The following is a 13,262-nucleotide window of genomic DNA, read 5'->3' on the forward strand; positions in this document are numbered from 1 at the left end:
GGGCCGCCGGGTATCCGGCCCCCCGGGCCGGGATCCACCAGGGCCCGGGGGCCGAGCCCCCGGACCGCGGCCCCCGCCGGAGGCGGCTCAGTCGACCTCGACCGCCGCCAGGCTCTTCTTGCCCCGGCGCAGGACCAGCCAGCGGCCGTGGAGCAGCCGCTCCCGCCCGACGACCTCGTCCTCGGACACGACCTTGACGTTGTTCACGTAGGCCCCGCCCTCCTTCACGGTCCGGCGCGCGGCCGACTTGCTGGCGACCAGCCCGACCTCCGCGAAGAGGTCGACCACCGCGCCCGGCTCCCCGACCCGCACCTGCGGCAGCTCCGCCAGTGCGGCCCGCAGGGTCGGCTCGTCCAGTTGGTCCAGCTCGCCCTGGCCGAACAGCGCCTTCGACGCGTTCACGGCGGCGGCGCACTGGTCGGCGCCGTGCACCAGGGTGGTCAGCTCCTCCGCCAGGGCCCGCTGGGCCGCCCGGGCCTGCGGGCGCTCCTCGGTCTGCCGCTCCAGCTCCTCGATCTCCGCCCGGGAACGGAAGCTGAAGATCCGCAGAAACTTGGAGACGTCCCGGTCGTCCGCGTTCAGCCAGAACTGGTAGAAGGCGTACGGGCTGGTCCGCTCCGGGTCCAGCCAGACCGTGCCGGACTCCGTCTTGCCGAACTTGGTGCCGTCCGCCTTGGTGATCAGCGGTGTGGCCAGGGCGTGGACCTCGGCCTCCGGCTCGACCCGGTGGATCAGATCGGTGCCCGCGGTCAGATTGCCCCACTGGTCGCTGCCGCCGGTCTGGAGCACACAGCCGTACCGCCGGTACAGCTCCAGGTAGTCCATCCCCTGGAGGATCTGGTAGCTGAACTCGGTGTAGCTGATGCCCGCGTCGGAGTTCAGCCGCCGGGCGACCGCCTCCTTGGCGATCATCTTGTTCACCCGGAAGTACTTGCCGATGTCCCGGAGGAACCCGATCGCCGACAGGCCCTGGGTCCAGTCCAGGTTGTTGACCATGGTGGCCGCGTGCGGGCCCTCGAAGTCGAGGAACCGCTCGATCTGGCCGCGCAGCCGCCCGACCCAGGCCGCGACGGTCTCCGGATCGTTCAGCGTCCGTTCCGCCGTCGGCTTGGGGTCGCCGATCAGGCCCGTCGCCCCGCCGACCAGACCCAGCGGACGGTGGCCCGCCTGCTGGATCCGGCGCATGGTGAGGATCTGCACCAGATTCCCCAGGTGCAGACTGGGCGCGGTCGGGTCGAAGCCGCAATAGAACGTGACGGGGCCGTCCGCGAACGCCTTGCGCAATGCGTCCTCGTCAGTGGAGAGGGCGATCAGCCCCCGCCACTGCAGCTCGTCGACGATATCCGTCACGACTCTCGTGTCTCCTCGATGGATGTGATGCCCGTCATACGCGGTTGCGCGGACGGGACGCGGGAAGAGGCCCGCACCCGCTCCGGGCGGGTGCCGCGGCCCCCTCCGAGGTTATACGCCCGGGCTCACGGAGCTCATATTGAAATCGGGGACCCGCAGCGCGGGCATCGCGGCCCGGGTGAACCAGTCGCCCCATTCGCGCGGCAGCGTCCGCTCGGTACGGCCCGCTTCGACGGCCCGGGACAGCAGGTCGACGGGCGATTCGTTGAACCGGAAGTTGTTCACCTCGCCGACCACCTCGCCGTTCTCGACCAGATAGACGCCGTCCCTGGTCAGCCCGGTCAGTAGCAGGGTCGCCGGGTCCACCTCGCGGATGTACCAGAGGCAGGTCAGCAGCAGCCCGCGCTCGGTGCCCGCGACCATCTCGGCGAGCGAGCGGTCGCCGCCGCCGTCCAGGATCAGATTGCCCGCGCCCGGCGCCACCGGCAGTCCCGTCAGTCCGGCGCTGTGCCGGGTGGTCACCAGATGCTCCAGCGTCCCGGACCGGATCCAGTCGACCGGCCCGACCGGCAGCCCGTTGTCGAAGACGGAGGCGTCGTCGCCGGAGGAATGGGCGATCACGAACGGCGAGGACTCCAGTCCCGGCTCGTGCGGGTCGCTGCGCAGGGTCAGCGGCAGCGCGGCCAGTTTCTCGCCCAGCCGGGTGCCGCCGCCGGGCTTGGAGAAGACGGTACGGCCCTCGGCCGCGTCCCGGGCCGCCGACGACCACGACAGATAGATCAGCAGATCCGCGACGGCCGTGGGCGGCAGCAGCGTCTCGTACCGCCCGGCGGGCAGCTCGATCCGGCGTTCGGCCCAGGCCAGCCGGCCGGCCAGCTCCTCGTCCAGCGCCGCCGGGTCCACATCCGTGAAGTCACGGGTGGCCCGTCCGGCCCAGGCCGAGCGGGAGCGGTCCGGGGACTTGGCGTTCAGCTCCAGCGTCCCGTTCGGCTGGTCGTGCCGGAGCCGCAGCCCGGTCGAGGTGCCGAGATAGGTCGAGGTCAGCTCGTGGCTGGCAAAGCCGTACAGCTCCCGGCCGCCGGACCGGGCCCGGGCGAACGACTCGCCCAGCGCCGGGGCGAACCGCTCGAACACCGCGGACGACGTCTCGGCGGGCGCCTCGGTGAACGCGGCGTCGGCCCCCCGGCCCGGCACCGGCGGCTGGGCGTCCTCGGCGGGCCCGGCCGACCGCGCGGCCGCCTCGGCGGCCCGGACCAGCGGCTCCAGATCGGCGGCGGTGACGGCGGACCGGGTCACCACCCCCGAAGCGGTGCCCTCGGCGCCGTCCACCGTCGCGATCACCGTAAGGGTCCGGCCCCGGGTGACCCCGTTGGTGGTGAGCGCGTTCGCGGCCCACCGCAGATTGGCGGAGGAGTGCTCGTCCGCGATGACGACACAGTTGTCGGCGGTGGACAGCTCCAGCGCCCGCTCGACGATCTCGTGCGGCTTGGTGGTACGGCTCATCGCCCGGCCTCCTGCGTGGTGTTCAAGATGTTGACGCCGCGGAACAGAGCCGACGGGCAGCCGTGGGAGACCGCCGCCACCTGGCCCGGCTGGGCCTTGCCGCAGTTGAAGGCGCCGCCCAGGACATAGGTCTGCGGGCCGCCGACCTGCTCCATCGACCCCCAGAAATCGGTGGTCGTGGCCTGGTAGGCGACATCCCGGAGCTGGCCGGTCAGCCGCCCGTTCTCGATCCGGAAGAACCGCTGGCCGGTGAACTGGAAGTTGTACCGCTGCATGTCGATGGACCAGGAGCGGTCCCCGACCACATAGATCCCGCGCTCGACGCCCCCGATCAGATCCTCCGTGGAGAGCCCGCCCGGCGCCGGGCGGAGGGAGACGTTCGCCATCCGCTGCACCGGTACGTGCGCGGGGGAGTCCGCGAACGAACAGCCGTTGGACCGGCCGAGTCCGGTGAGCTTCGCGATCCGCCGGTCCAGCTGGTAGCCCACCAGCCTGCCGTCCTTGACCAGGTCCCAGGACTGCGCCTCGACGCCCTCGTCGTCGTACCCGATGGTCGCCAGTCCGTGCTCGGCGGTACGGTCGCCGGTCACGTTCATCACCGAGGAGCCGTACTCCAGCTTGCCCAGCCGGTCGAAGGTGGCGAACGAGGTCCCCGCGTACGCCGCCTCGTAGCCCAGCGCCCGGTCCAGCTCGGTGGCGTGGCCGATGGACTCGTGGATGGTGAGCCAGAGGTTGGAGGGGTCGACGACCAGGTCGTAGCGGCCCGCCTCGACGCTCGGCGCCCGCATCTTCTCCGCCAGCAGCCCCGGGATCCGCTCCAGCTCCGAATCCCAGTCCCAGCCGGTGCCCGTCAGATACTCCCAGCCCCGGCCCGCGGGCGGCGCGATCGTCCGCATCGAGTCGAACTCGCCGGTGGTCTCGTCCACCGCGACCGCGGTGAACTCCGGGTGCAGCCGGACCCGCTGCTGGGTGGTGACCGTCCCCGCGGTGTCCGCGTAGAACTTGTTCTCCTGCACGGTCAGCAGCGAGGCGTCGACATGGGCCACCCCGTCCGCCGCCAGCAGCCGTGCGCTCCACTCGGCGAGCAGCGCCGCCTTCTCCTCGTCCGGGACGTCGAACGGATTGACCTCGTACGAGGAGACCCAGGTGCGGTCCGCGTGCACCGGCTCGTCGGCCAGCTCGACCCGCTCGTCCGAGCCGGCCGCCGCGATCACCCGCGCCGACAGCTTCGCCATCGCCACCGCCTGCCCCGCCACCCGGGCCGCCGCGTCCATGGTCAGGTCCACGCCGGAGGCGAAGCCCCAGGCCCCGCCGTGCACCACCCGGACCGCGTACCCCAGGTCGGTGGTGTCCGACGACCCGGCCGGGCGGGCGTCCCGCAGCCGCCAGGACGCGCTGCGGACCCGTTCGAACCGGAAGTCGGCGTGGTCGGCGCCCAGGGCCCTCGCCCGGGCGAGCGCCGCGTCGGCGAGCGCCCTCAGCGGCAGCGCCGTGAACGCCGCGTCGATGGAATGAGGCACCAATGTCTCCTGTCGTCGGGACCGGCGGTGCGCCTTCGCCGTACCGGTCGTGCCCGATCATGTCGCGGGGGAGCGGCCGTTGCCCAGCGTCTTTCGGCCCCCTCCGGCCGTCCGGGGCCGGGGGAGCGGCCGGGAAACGCACGGTCCCCTTTCTGTAGGGATCCAACAGCGCCGGGTGGAAGGCGCTGTCAGGGCCCGATTCTCCGGGAGCGTCCCCCGCCCGATAGTTTCGGGGGTATCGGGGGTACCAGTCCGCAATTCGAAAGGGTGATCCGTTGAGCCGCTCGGTTCTTGTCACCGGAGGAAACCGGGGCATCGGCCTCGCCATCGCCCGCGCCTTCGCCGAAGCGGGCGACCAGGTCGCGATCACATACCGCTCCGGGGAGCCCCCGGCGGGCTTCCTCGCGGTCCGGTGCGACATCACCGACTCCGAGCAGGTGGAGCAGGCGTACAAGGAGATCGAGGAGAAGCACGGTCCGGTGGAGGTGCTGGTGGCCAACGCCGGCATCACCAAGGACCAGCTGCTGATGCGGATGTCGGAGGAGGACTTCGTCTCCGTCGTCGACACCAACCTCACCGGTACCTTCCGCGTCGTCAAGCGCGCCAACCGGGGCATGCTGCGCGCCAAGAAGGGCCGCGTGGTGCTGATCTCGTCCGTCGTCGGGCTGCTGGGCTCCGCCGGACAGGCCAACTACGCCGCCTCCAAGGCCGCTCTCGTCGGCTTCGCCCGCTCCCTCGCCCGTGAGCTGGGCTCGCGGAACATCACCTTCAACGTCGTCGCGCCGGGCTTCGTCCACACCGATATGACGCAGGCCCTCTCCGAGGAGCAGCGGGCGGGCATCCTCGCCCAGGTCCCGGCCGGCCGCTACGCGGAGCCGGAGGAGATCGCCGCAGCCGTGCGCTTCCTCGCCTCCGACGACGCCTCGTACATCACTGGAGCCGTCATTCCCGTTGACGGCGGATTGGGCATGGGTCACTGATCACCATGAGTGGAATCCTCGCCGGCAAGCGCATTCTCGTCACCGGTGTCCTCACCGACGCCTCCATCGCCTTCCACGCCGCCAAGGTGGCGCAGGAGGAGGGCGCGGAGGTCATCCTCACCGGCTTCGGCCGGCTCTCCCTGGTCGAGCGGATCTCCAAGCGGCTGCCGAAGCCCGTACCGGTGATCGAGCTGGACGTCACCAACCAGGAGCACCTCGACGGTCTCGCGGACCGGATCCGGGAGCACTCCAGCGACGACTCCGGTCTCGACGGCATCGTCCACTCGATCGCCTTCGGCCCGCAGGGCGCGTTCAACTTCCTCGGGGCCTCCTGGGAGGACGTCTCCACCGCCGTCCAGGTCTCGGCCTACTCCCACAAGGCGCTGGCCATGGCGTGTCTGCCGCTGATGGAGGAGCGCGGCGGTTCGATCGTCGGCCTCACCTTCGACGCCACCGTCGCCTGGCCGAAGTACGACTGGATGGGTGTCGCCAAGGCGGCCCTGGAGTCCACCAACCGCTACCTCGCGCGCGATCTGGGCCCCAAGGGCATCCGCTGCAACCTGATCTCCGCGGGCCCGCTGAAGTCGATGGCGGCCAAGTCGATCCCCGGCTTCGAGGACCTCTCGGACGTGTGGAACCACCGGGCGCCGCTCGGCTGGGACCAGTCGGACCCCGACCCGGCGGGCCGCGGCATCGTGGGTCTGCTGTCGGACTTCTTCCCGCGCACCACCGGTTCGGTCCTGCACGTGGACGGCGGCGTCCACATGATGGGTGCCTGACCGGCCCGTTCCGTACGGCGCGCAGCGCCCGGCGCCCCGCTCCCGCATCGCGCGGGGGCGGGGCGTCGCCCGTTCGGCGGCCGCCGGATGCGGCGGGCCGCCGGGCGGGGGAGGGTGGAGGCGATATCCCCCTTGTGGTGCAGCCGCGGCCGGCGGGCCGCCGTACGGCCGAGGAGGTCACGCCCGTGCTGACGATCCGCCGCGCCGCGCCGCTCCTCGCCGCCCCGCTGTCGGCCGTCGTCCTGCTCTGGGCCGGCCAGGGCTCCGGCGCCGCCCCGGGCAGGGCCGGTGCCGACGGGCCGGGGCCCACGGCGTACCAGGAGCCGCTGACGTACGAGGCGGACTGCCGTACCGAGGTCGACGGCTCACGGGCCACGGCGTACTGCCACAACCCCTATCCGGTGACCGACCGGGTCCGGCTGCACGTGGAGTGCGACCGCTGGTGGGACGTGGACGCCGACGGGTCGCCCGCCGATATCGGCCCCGCCGGATACGTGGAGCTGACGGACCGCTGCTGGAAGGAGGTCCGGGCGGTCTGGGTCACTCACCAGCCGTTCGGGGGCGGCTGAGACAGGCGAAGGGGTAGCCCGCCGCCTCCGCCGCCGCGGTCTCGCCGTCGCCGGAGCGGATCGCCTCGACCAGCGTCGCGTGGTCCATATGGTGCTCCGGCCGCAGCTCGGGCCCGACGTCCTCGGTCAGCCAGTCGCGCAGGACATCGCCGAGATCCGCGTACAGCTCCCCGAGCACCTCGTTGTGCGCGGCCGCCACGACCGCCATATGGAAGGTCATATCGGCGGCGACGAACCGGGCGGCCTCCCCGCTGCGCCAGGCCTCCTCCCGGCGGACCAGCAGCGCGTCGAGCTGCTGGAGATCGCGTTCGGTGCGCCGCTCGGCCGCCAGTCCGGCGGCGGCCGACTCCAGCGCGGAGCGGACCTCGGCGACATGGCGGGGCGAGGCGTCGGCGAAACGGCGGTGCATCACCCCGGCCAGCTCGCTGGTGGCGAGGACATAGGTGCCCGAACCCTGGCGGATGTCCAGCAGCCCGTTGTGGGCCAGTGCCCGGACCGCCTCCCGGATCGTGTTCCGGGCCACACCGAGCTGCTCCACCAGCTCCGGTTCGGTGGGGATGCGGGAGCCCACCGGCCATTCCCCGGAAGTGATCTGGTTCCGCAACTGCGCGATCACCTGGTCGGTGAGCCCCGAGCGCCGGGGAGAGGTCAACGACATCGATGCTCCGTGGTTTCTGCGACGGCGGTTTTCCGCGAGGGCGGTTTCTTCGACGGCGGTTTCTGTGCGGGCGTTGCGTGACGGCGTTTCCGTGCCGGCGTTTCCGTGCCGGCCGGGGGCCGGACGGTCAATTATGAGCGATCACACGTGGACAACCAATCATCCCATGATTCTATGATGGCTCTATGTCTGACGAGCCCGCCATCCGGACCGTCGCCCCGCCGGACACCGCCACGGCGCCCGGTGCCGCGACCCCCGCCGCGACCCCCGCCGGGGCATCCGCCCCGGCGGCCACCGCCGCGCCCCGGGGCGTCTGGTTCACCCGGCTCGTCGTGGTCGCCGTGGTGCTGGCCGCCCTCAACCTGCGCCCCGCCATCACCGGCCTGGGCGCGCTGCTGGAGGAGGTCCGCGCCGGACTGGGCATGAGCGGGGCCGTCGCCGGAGTCCTCACCTCGGTCCCCGCGGTCACCTTCGCCGTCTTCGGTATCGCCGCGCCCCGGCTGGCCCGGCGCCACGGCCCCGCCGCCGTCGTCTGCGCGGGCATGGCAGCGATCGCCGCCGGGCTGCTGATCCGCCCCTGGGCCGGGAGCACCCCCGGATTCGTCGCCGCCACCGCCCTGGCGCTGGTCGGCATCGCGGTGAGCAATGTCCTGATGCCGGTGATCGTCAAGCGGTACTTCCCCCACCGCGTCGGCACCATGACCGGCCTCTACTCGATGGCCCTGGCCATCGGCACCTCGGTGGCGGCCGCCGCCACCGTCCCGCTGACCGGCGCCCTCGGCGGCGACTGGCGGACCGGTCTGACGGTCTGGGGGGTGCTCGCCGTCACCGCCGTGCTGCCGTGGCTCCTGGTGGTACGGGGCCGGGGCGGCCGCCCCGCGACAGCTCCCGCGCCCGCCTCGGTTCCCGCGCCGGCCGCCGCCCCGGCCGCACCCGGCGGCCGCCCCGCCGGGTCCATCGTCCGCAGCCCCACCGCCTGGGCCCTGGCCGGCTTCTTCGGCCTCCAGGCCACCGGCGCGTACATCACCATGGGCTGGCTGCCGCAGATCTTCCGCGACGCGGGCGTCCCCGCGTCGACCGCCGGAGTGCTGCTCGCCGTCACCATGGTCATGGGCGTCCCGCTCGCCTTCGTCATCCCCCGGCTCGCCGCCCGCTTCCGTACCCAGGGGCCCATCGCCGCCGTCCTCGGACTCAGCGGGCTGGCCGGCTACACCGGGCTGCTCTTCGCCCCCGCCGAGGGGGCCTGGGCCTGGGCCCTGCTGCTGGGAGTGTCGAACTGCGCCTTCCCGCTCGCCCTCACCATGATCGGCATGCGGTCGCGCTCGGCGGCCGGAACCGTCCGTCTCTCCGCCTTCGCCCAGTCCACCGGCTATCTGATCTCGGTTCCCGGACCGCTGCTGATCGGTGTCCTCTACGAGCACACCGGTGCGTGGGAACTGCCGATCGCGCTGATGGCGGGGCTGCTGGTGCCGCAGATCCTGCTCGGCACCCTGGCGGGGCGGGACCGGACGATCGAGGACGAGACGGGGATGCGAGACTGAGGCCATGCAGCCAGTTCTCGAACCCAATCCCAAGAACGGACAGCGCAAGCTGCTCCTGGTCTTCGCGACGATGATCGGCTTCTTTGTGGTGGTCGGCATCATCGCCACCATCGCCTCGCCCTGATCCGGCAGTTACCGGTCCGGCCCCCGGGCCGGACCGCCACCCGCTCCGGCGGTGGATGGTAGGGCTGGCCCCAGCATCCCCTAGGGGGCTGGCCTCAGGGACGAGTGGGTGGGCTTCCGGATGGGCGCCGGAGTCCGTGATCACTACGGTGGAGTCATTCCACTCCGCCCCTGGCACGCGGACCGGCCCGAGGAGGCGCTCATGTCCGCCCACACCCCCAGCCCCCTGCCGGCTGCCCCGCCCCGGCCCGCGGGAGCCGGCGCCCGGCTGCCGTGGTGGGCGATCGCCCTGCCGGTCCTGGCGTTCGTCGTCCTCGCCCTGGTCGCGGAACCCGCCCGTGCCCAGTCCGTGGAGGGTCCGTCGGCCCTTGCCGAGATACTGGAGCACCTCCGGCGACTCCTGTCGGTCTGACCCCGGCCCGGCCGGGCTCCGCCCCCGCTCAGGACGTCAACACCCCGCGCCCGCTGGCCCGTTTCGTGCGAAGCTGTGAGCATGAGCGTCGCCACGACTTCCGGAGGGGCAGCCTCCGAATCCCCCGGATCTCCCGAACCCCGCAGAATCGTCCTCCTCAGGCATGCCAAGGCCGACTGGCCCGATGTGTCGGACCACGAGCGCCCTCTCGCCGAGCGCGGCCGCAAGGACGCCCCCGTCGCCGGGCGCCGGATCGCCGACACCGGGATCACCTTCGGTCTCGCCCTCTGCTCCACCGCCGCGCGTACCCGCGAGACCTGGAAACTGGCCGTCGGCGAGCTGCCGCACCGCCCCCGGACGGTCTACGAGGACAGGATGTACGAGGCGTCGCTCGGCGAGTTGATCGCCGTGCTCAACGAGGTCCCCGACGAGGTGAAGGACATCGTCCTGATCGGGCACAACCCCGGGATGCACGCCCTGGCCGACGCGCTCAGCGGGGAGGCGGAGGGTGATCTGTCCGTCCGGATGAACCGCAGCGGCTTCCCGACCGCGGCCTTCGCCGTCGTCGCCTTCAACGGCTCCTGGAAGACCGTGGAACACGGCGTCGGCAGGCTCACCGACTTCTGGACGCCGCACTCCTGACGCCGCACTCCTGATCCTGCCGGGCCGACGACGACGGGAGGCACGGTTCCGGCGCGGACAGCGCGCCAAAACCGTGCCTCCCGGTTTTCCGTTCCGGAGCGGCCCCGGGCAGTCCGGGATCCCCGCCGGGACACCGCCGTTGCCGGCGCACACCGGCCCCCGGGGTGACGTTTCCTCCCCCCGGGGGACGTGTCCTCAGCGGCCGCCGCCCGGCGCGGCCGCGCTCTCCGGCAGACCGGTCTCCCCGCCCCCGGCCGTCTCGGCGTCCGCGGCCTCGACCTCCTCGCGGGTGATGCCCAGGAGATAGAGCACGGCGTCCAGGAACGGCACGTTCACCGCCGTATGGGCCGCCTCCCGGACCACCGGCTTGGCGTTGAACGCCACCCCGAGCCCGGCCGCGTTGAGCATGTCCAGATCGTTGGCGCCGTCACCGATCGCCACGGTCTGCGCCAGCGGCACCCCGGCCTCCGCCGCGAACCGCCGCAGCAGCCTCGCCTTCCCGGCGCGGTCCACTATCTCCCCGGTGACCCGCCCGGTCAGCTTGCCGTCCACGATCTCCAGCGTGTTCGCCGAGGCGAAGTCGAGCCCCAGCCGCTCCCGCAGATCGTCCGTCACCTGGGTGAAGCCGCCGGAGACCACCCCCACCTGGAACCCGAGCCGCTTCAGCGTACGGATCAGGGTCCGCGCCCCCGGGGTCAGCCGCACCTCCGCCCGCACCTTGTCCACCACCGATGCGTCCAGCCCCGCCAGCAGCGCCACCCGGGCGTGCAGCGACTGTTCGAAGTCCAGCTCCCCGCGCATCGCGGCGGCCGTGACCTCGGCGACCTGCTCCTCGCAGCCGGCGTGCGCCGCGAACAGTTCGATGACCTCGTCCTGGATGAGGGTCGAGTCGACGTCCATCACCACCAGCCGCTGGGCCCGCCGGTGCAGCCCCGCGGAGACCACCGCCACATCGACACCGATCTCGGCGGCCAGGGTCGCCAGCGCCGTCCGCAGCGCCTCGGTGGCGGCCCCCGAGACCGCGAACTCCACCGCGGTCACCGGATACTTGGCCAGCCGGAAGATCCGGTCGATATTGCCGCCGGTCTCCGTGATGCTCGCCGCTATGGCCGCCGTCGACTCGGCGGTCAGCGGATGGCCGAGCACCGTCACATGGGAGCGCCCGACACCGCGCGGGCGGTTGTCGCCCGTGCCGGAGATGATCTCCGCCTGGAGTTTCATGGACTCCGCCCAGCTGTGGACGGTCGCCCGGAGTTCGCCCTCGTCGGCCCCCGCCGCCGTCGGCGCGGTGACCAGGGCGCACAGCACCAGGCGCCCCCGGGAGACGACCTGCTCGATATCGACCACATCGACCGCGTAGGCGGCGAGGGTGTCGAACAGACCGGCGGTGATACCCGGCCTGTCCTTTCCGAAGATCTTGACCAGAAGAGTACGTACGTCGGAATTCTGCGAAGCGCTCATGGTGGGTCCCACCGTAACCGCGAAAGGTTACGGCGAGACGACGCGTCCCGGGTACTGGACACCCGTCAGCGGGGATCCGGCGGCCTCCGCAGATAGGGATTGGTATCCGGATTCGGCGGCCGGTGGGGCGGCGCCGGATCGTAGGGGCCCGGTAGGCCGCCGTCCCGGCCGTACGGCCCCGGCCCGGCCGGGTCCGGCGCATCCGGGCCTCGGCGATCCGCGCGATCGGGCCCCGGCGGATCCGGTGTACCCGGGCCTCGGCGATCCGCGCCGTCCGGCCCGGCCTCCGGCGCCGCGGCGGGCCGCCCGCGCCCGCGCCCCCCGGCCGCCCGCACCAGCAGCGCCCCCGCGGCGCCCGCGCCCGCGCCCCACACCGCGCCCAGCGCCGCCGCCGCGCCGGGGTGCCCGGCCAGCCGGATCCCCGCCCCGAAGGCGTCCACACCCAGGACCGACAGCGACGCCCCCACCGACACCCTGGTCAGCCACGTCAGCAGCGGCAGCGCGAGGGCGGTCAGGGCTCCCAGCCGTACCGCGCACCGCAGGGCGAAACCGGCCGTGCCCCGTCCGCCGAACGGGGTACGCGCCGCCGCCAGCACCCCCGCGTGCAGCATCAGCACCGCCGTGCCCACCGCCAGCAGCCAGACCCGCCCGTCCAGCCCGGCGAGCCCGGCGACCGTCATCGGCCCGTCCTCGGAGAGCCGGAGGAACTCGTCCAGCGGATCGGGCAGCGCGGCCGCCGCGAGCGCGCCCTCGGCCCGGCCGTCGAAGGGCACGAACAGCCCCAGCGGCACGCCTGTCCAGACTCCGTTCGGGGCCCCGAGCAGTGTGGCGCCCGCGATCAGCTTCGGACGGTCGTCGCCGACGGCCGCCCAGGCGGCCGCCGCCCAGCCCGCGGCCACGGCGGCCAGGGCCACCGAGACCAGCGCCGAAGCGGCGGGCCGCAGCCTGCGGTGGATCCGCCCCAGGGCCCCCGGCAGCAGCAGGCGCCCCGCCAGCAGGGCGATCAGCAGCACCCCGGACGCCCAGAGCAGCGACCCCAGGACCGAGGGCACCGCGTCCACCCGGAATCCGACCGACGCCCGCGCGCCCACCAGATCCGCGATCCGGCCCGGCAGCCCGCCGCCGTCACCCGTCCCCGTACCGCCGCCGACGAGATCGCCCAGGTCACCCAGGTCGCCCAGGTCGACGCCGCCGAGACCCGGCACCCGGGTCCCGCCGCCCCCGCCGATGGCGGACCCGTCGAAGGTGACCGTGGAGCGGGCCACCCGGGCCAGCCCCGCGGTCACCCCGGCGAAGAGCAGGACCACCGCCCCCGCCCGTACGGCGAGTTCACTCACCCCGACGACGGTGCCCGCCCGCCGCAGCGAACGCAGGAAGACATACGCCAGCAGCAGTGCCCCGACGAGCCCCACGCCCAGCGGCGACAGGTCCACGGCCGTCCGCGCCTGCTCCCCGTCCAGCCCGAACGCCGATACGTCACCGGAGGGCCGTACCGTGCCGCCCACCGCCAGCACCACCACGGCGGCGGTCAGCGGGCCCAGCCTGCCCTGCGCGTCCGCCCCGAGCAGATGCAGCCCCAGCGCGGCCGTCGCGGCCATACCGAGGTATGCCCAGCCCACCGCGGCGACGGCGGTGAGCAGCGCATCGCGCCACGGCGCCGCCCGGGCCCGCGGTCCGCGGTCCGCTCCGCCGCCCCGGCCGCCGGAACCGCCCGTGCCCGCCAC

General features: G+C 73.1%; 13 protein-coding genes. 7 read left to right on the forward strand and 6 right to left on the reverse strand.

Annotation, left to right across the window (positions count from 1 at the left end; genetic code table 11):
• Positions 1-87 precede the first annotated feature (87 nt).
• The 3 genes from tyrS to ACWDR0_RS29020 form a co-directional block, all read right to left on the reverse strand.
• On the reverse strand, positions 88-1,350 hold the full coding sequence (gene tyrS / locus ACWDR0_RS29010) for a tyrosine--tRNA ligase (protein WP_456354755.1): 1,263 nt from the start codon (positions 1,348-1,350) through the stop codon (positions 88-90).
• 111 nt (positions 1,351-1,461) lie between these two features.
• The gene (locus ACWDR0_RS29015) at positions 1,462-2,853 is read right to left on the reverse strand and encodes a metallopeptidase TldD-related protein (protein ID WP_456354756.1); all 1,392 of its coding nucleotides are present in this window, start codon (positions 2,851-2,853) and stop codon (positions 1,462-1,464) included.
• On the reverse strand, positions 2,850-4,373 hold the full coding sequence (locus ACWDR0_RS29020) for a TldD/PmbA family protein (RefSeq protein WP_456354757.1): 1,524 nt from the start codon (positions 4,371-4,373) through the stop codon (positions 2,850-2,852). The genes ACWDR0_RS29015 and ACWDR0_RS29020 overlap by 4 nt, the downstream gene beginning before the upstream one ends.
• A gap of 275 nt (positions 4,374-4,648) precedes the next feature.
• Between ACWDR0_RS29020 and fabG the strand changes: the two genes are divergently transcribed.
• The 3 genes from fabG (at position 4,649) to ACWDR0_RS29035 (ending at position 6,701) form a co-directional block, all read left to right on the forward strand.
• A complete protein-coding gene (fabG, locus tag ACWDR0_RS29025) occupies positions 4,649-5,353 on the forward strand; it encodes a 3-oxoacyl-[acyl-carrier-protein] reductase (protein ID WP_456354758.1) in 705 nt (234 codons plus the stop codon).
• A gap of 5 nt (positions 5,354-5,358) precedes the next feature.
• Positions 5,359-6,132 (forward strand): enoyl-ACP reductase FabI, encoded by a 774-nt coding sequence (gene fabI / locus ACWDR0_RS29030; protein WP_456354759.1) that lies wholly within the window; start codon positions 5,359-5,361, stop codon positions 6,130-6,132.
• A 137-nt stretch (positions 6,133-6,269) separates the two neighbouring features.
• Positions 6,270-6,701 (forward strand): hypothetical protein, encoded by a 432-nt coding sequence (locus ACWDR0_RS29035; RefSeq protein ID WP_456354760.1) that lies wholly within the window; start codon positions 6,270-6,272, stop codon positions 6,699-6,701.
• On the opposite strand, the gene ACWDR0_RS29040 is transcribed toward ACWDR0_RS29035, so the two are convergent.
• On the reverse strand, positions 6,673-7,359 hold the full coding sequence (locus tag ACWDR0_RS29040) for a FadR/GntR family transcriptional regulator (protein WP_456354761.1): 687 nt from the start codon (positions 7,357-7,359) through the stop codon (positions 6,673-6,675). The two genes, ACWDR0_RS29035 and ACWDR0_RS29040, sit on opposite strands and share 29 nt — an antisense overlap.
• Before the next feature lie 185 nt (positions 7,360-7,544).
• Here ACWDR0_RS29040 and ACWDR0_RS29045 point away from each other — a divergent pair, with 185 nt between their 5' ends.
• The 4 genes from ACWDR0_RS29045 (at position 7,545) to ACWDR0_RS29060 (ending at position 10,077) form a co-directional block, all read left to right on the forward strand.
• Entirely contained in the window at positions 7,545-8,900 is a 1,356-nt protein-coding gene (locus ACWDR0_RS29045; RefSeq protein WP_456354762.1) for a CynX/NimT family MFS transporter, read from the forward strand.
• A gap of 4 nt (positions 8,901-8,904) precedes the next feature.
• Positions 8,905-9,024 (forward strand): SGM_5486 family transporter-associated protein, encoded by a 120-nt coding sequence (locus ACWDR0_RS29050; protein WP_456354763.1) that lies wholly within the window; start codon positions 8,905-8,907, stop codon positions 9,022-9,024.
• Positions 9,025-9,225: 201 nt separating this feature from the next.
• The gene (locus ACWDR0_RS29055; RefSeq protein ID WP_456354764.1) at positions 9,226-9,435 is read left to right on the forward strand and encodes a hypothetical protein; all 210 of its coding nucleotides are present in this window, start codon (positions 9,226-9,228) and stop codon (positions 9,433-9,435) included.
• Positions 9,436-9,516: 81 nt separating this feature from the next.
• On the forward strand, positions 9,517-10,077 hold the full coding sequence (locus tag ACWDR0_RS29060; protein ID WP_456354765.1) for a SixA phosphatase family protein: 561 nt from the start codon (positions 9,517-9,519) through the stop codon (positions 10,075-10,077).
• Between the two features lie 195 nt (positions 10,078-10,272).
• Here ACWDR0_RS29060 and serB read toward each other — a convergent pair whose 3' ends face one another.
• The gene (gene serB, locus ACWDR0_RS29065) at positions 10,273-11,538 is read right to left on the reverse strand and encodes a phosphoserine phosphatase SerB (RefSeq protein ID WP_456354766.1); all 1,266 of its coding nucleotides are present in this window, start codon (positions 11,536-11,538) and stop codon (positions 10,273-10,275) included.
• Between the two features lie 65 nt (positions 11,539-11,603).
• The gene (locus ACWDR0_RS29070) at positions 11,604-13,262 is read right to left on the reverse strand and encodes a streptophobe family protein (protein ID WP_456354767.1); all 1,659 of its coding nucleotides are present in this window, start codon (positions 13,260-13,262) and stop codon (positions 11,604-11,606) included.

It is taken from the genome of Streptomyces sp. NPDC003691, assembly GCF_053981115.1.

Excerpts from the sequence above, each read along its gene's own strand:
- ACWDR0_RS29015 (WP_456354756.1), bottom strand. The coding sequence starts at position 2,853 with ATGAGCCGTACCACCAAGCCGCACGAGATCGTCGAGCGGGCGCTGGAG.
- fabI (WP_456354759.1), top strand. The coding sequence starts at position 5,359 with ATGAGTGGAATCCTCGCCGGCAAGCGCATTCTCGTCACCGGTGTCCTC.
- ACWDR0_RS29040 (WP_456354761.1), bottom strand. The coding sequence starts at position 7,359 with ATGTCGTTGACCTCTCCCCGGCGCTCGGGGCTCACCGACCAGGTGATC.
- ACWDR0_RS29045 (WP_456354762.1), top strand. The coding sequence starts at position 7,545 with ATGTCTGACGAGCCCGCCATCCGGACCGTCGCCCCGCCGGACACCGCC.
- ACWDR0_RS29050 (WP_456354763.1), top strand. The coding sequence starts at position 8,905 with ATGCAGCCAGTTCTCGAACCCAATCCCAAGAACGGACAGCGCAAGCTG.
- ACWDR0_RS29055 (WP_456354764.1), top strand. The coding sequence starts at position 9,226 with ATGTCCGCCCACACCCCCAGCCCCCTGCCGGCTGCCCCGCCCCGGCCC.
- ACWDR0_RS29060 (WP_456354765.1), top strand. The coding sequence starts at position 9,517 with ATGAGCGTCGCCACGACTTCCGGAGGGGCAGCCTCCGAATCCCCCGGA.
- serB (WP_456354766.1), bottom strand. The coding sequence starts at position 11,538 with ATGAGCGCTTCGCAGAATTCCGACGTACGTACTCTTCTGGTCAAGATC.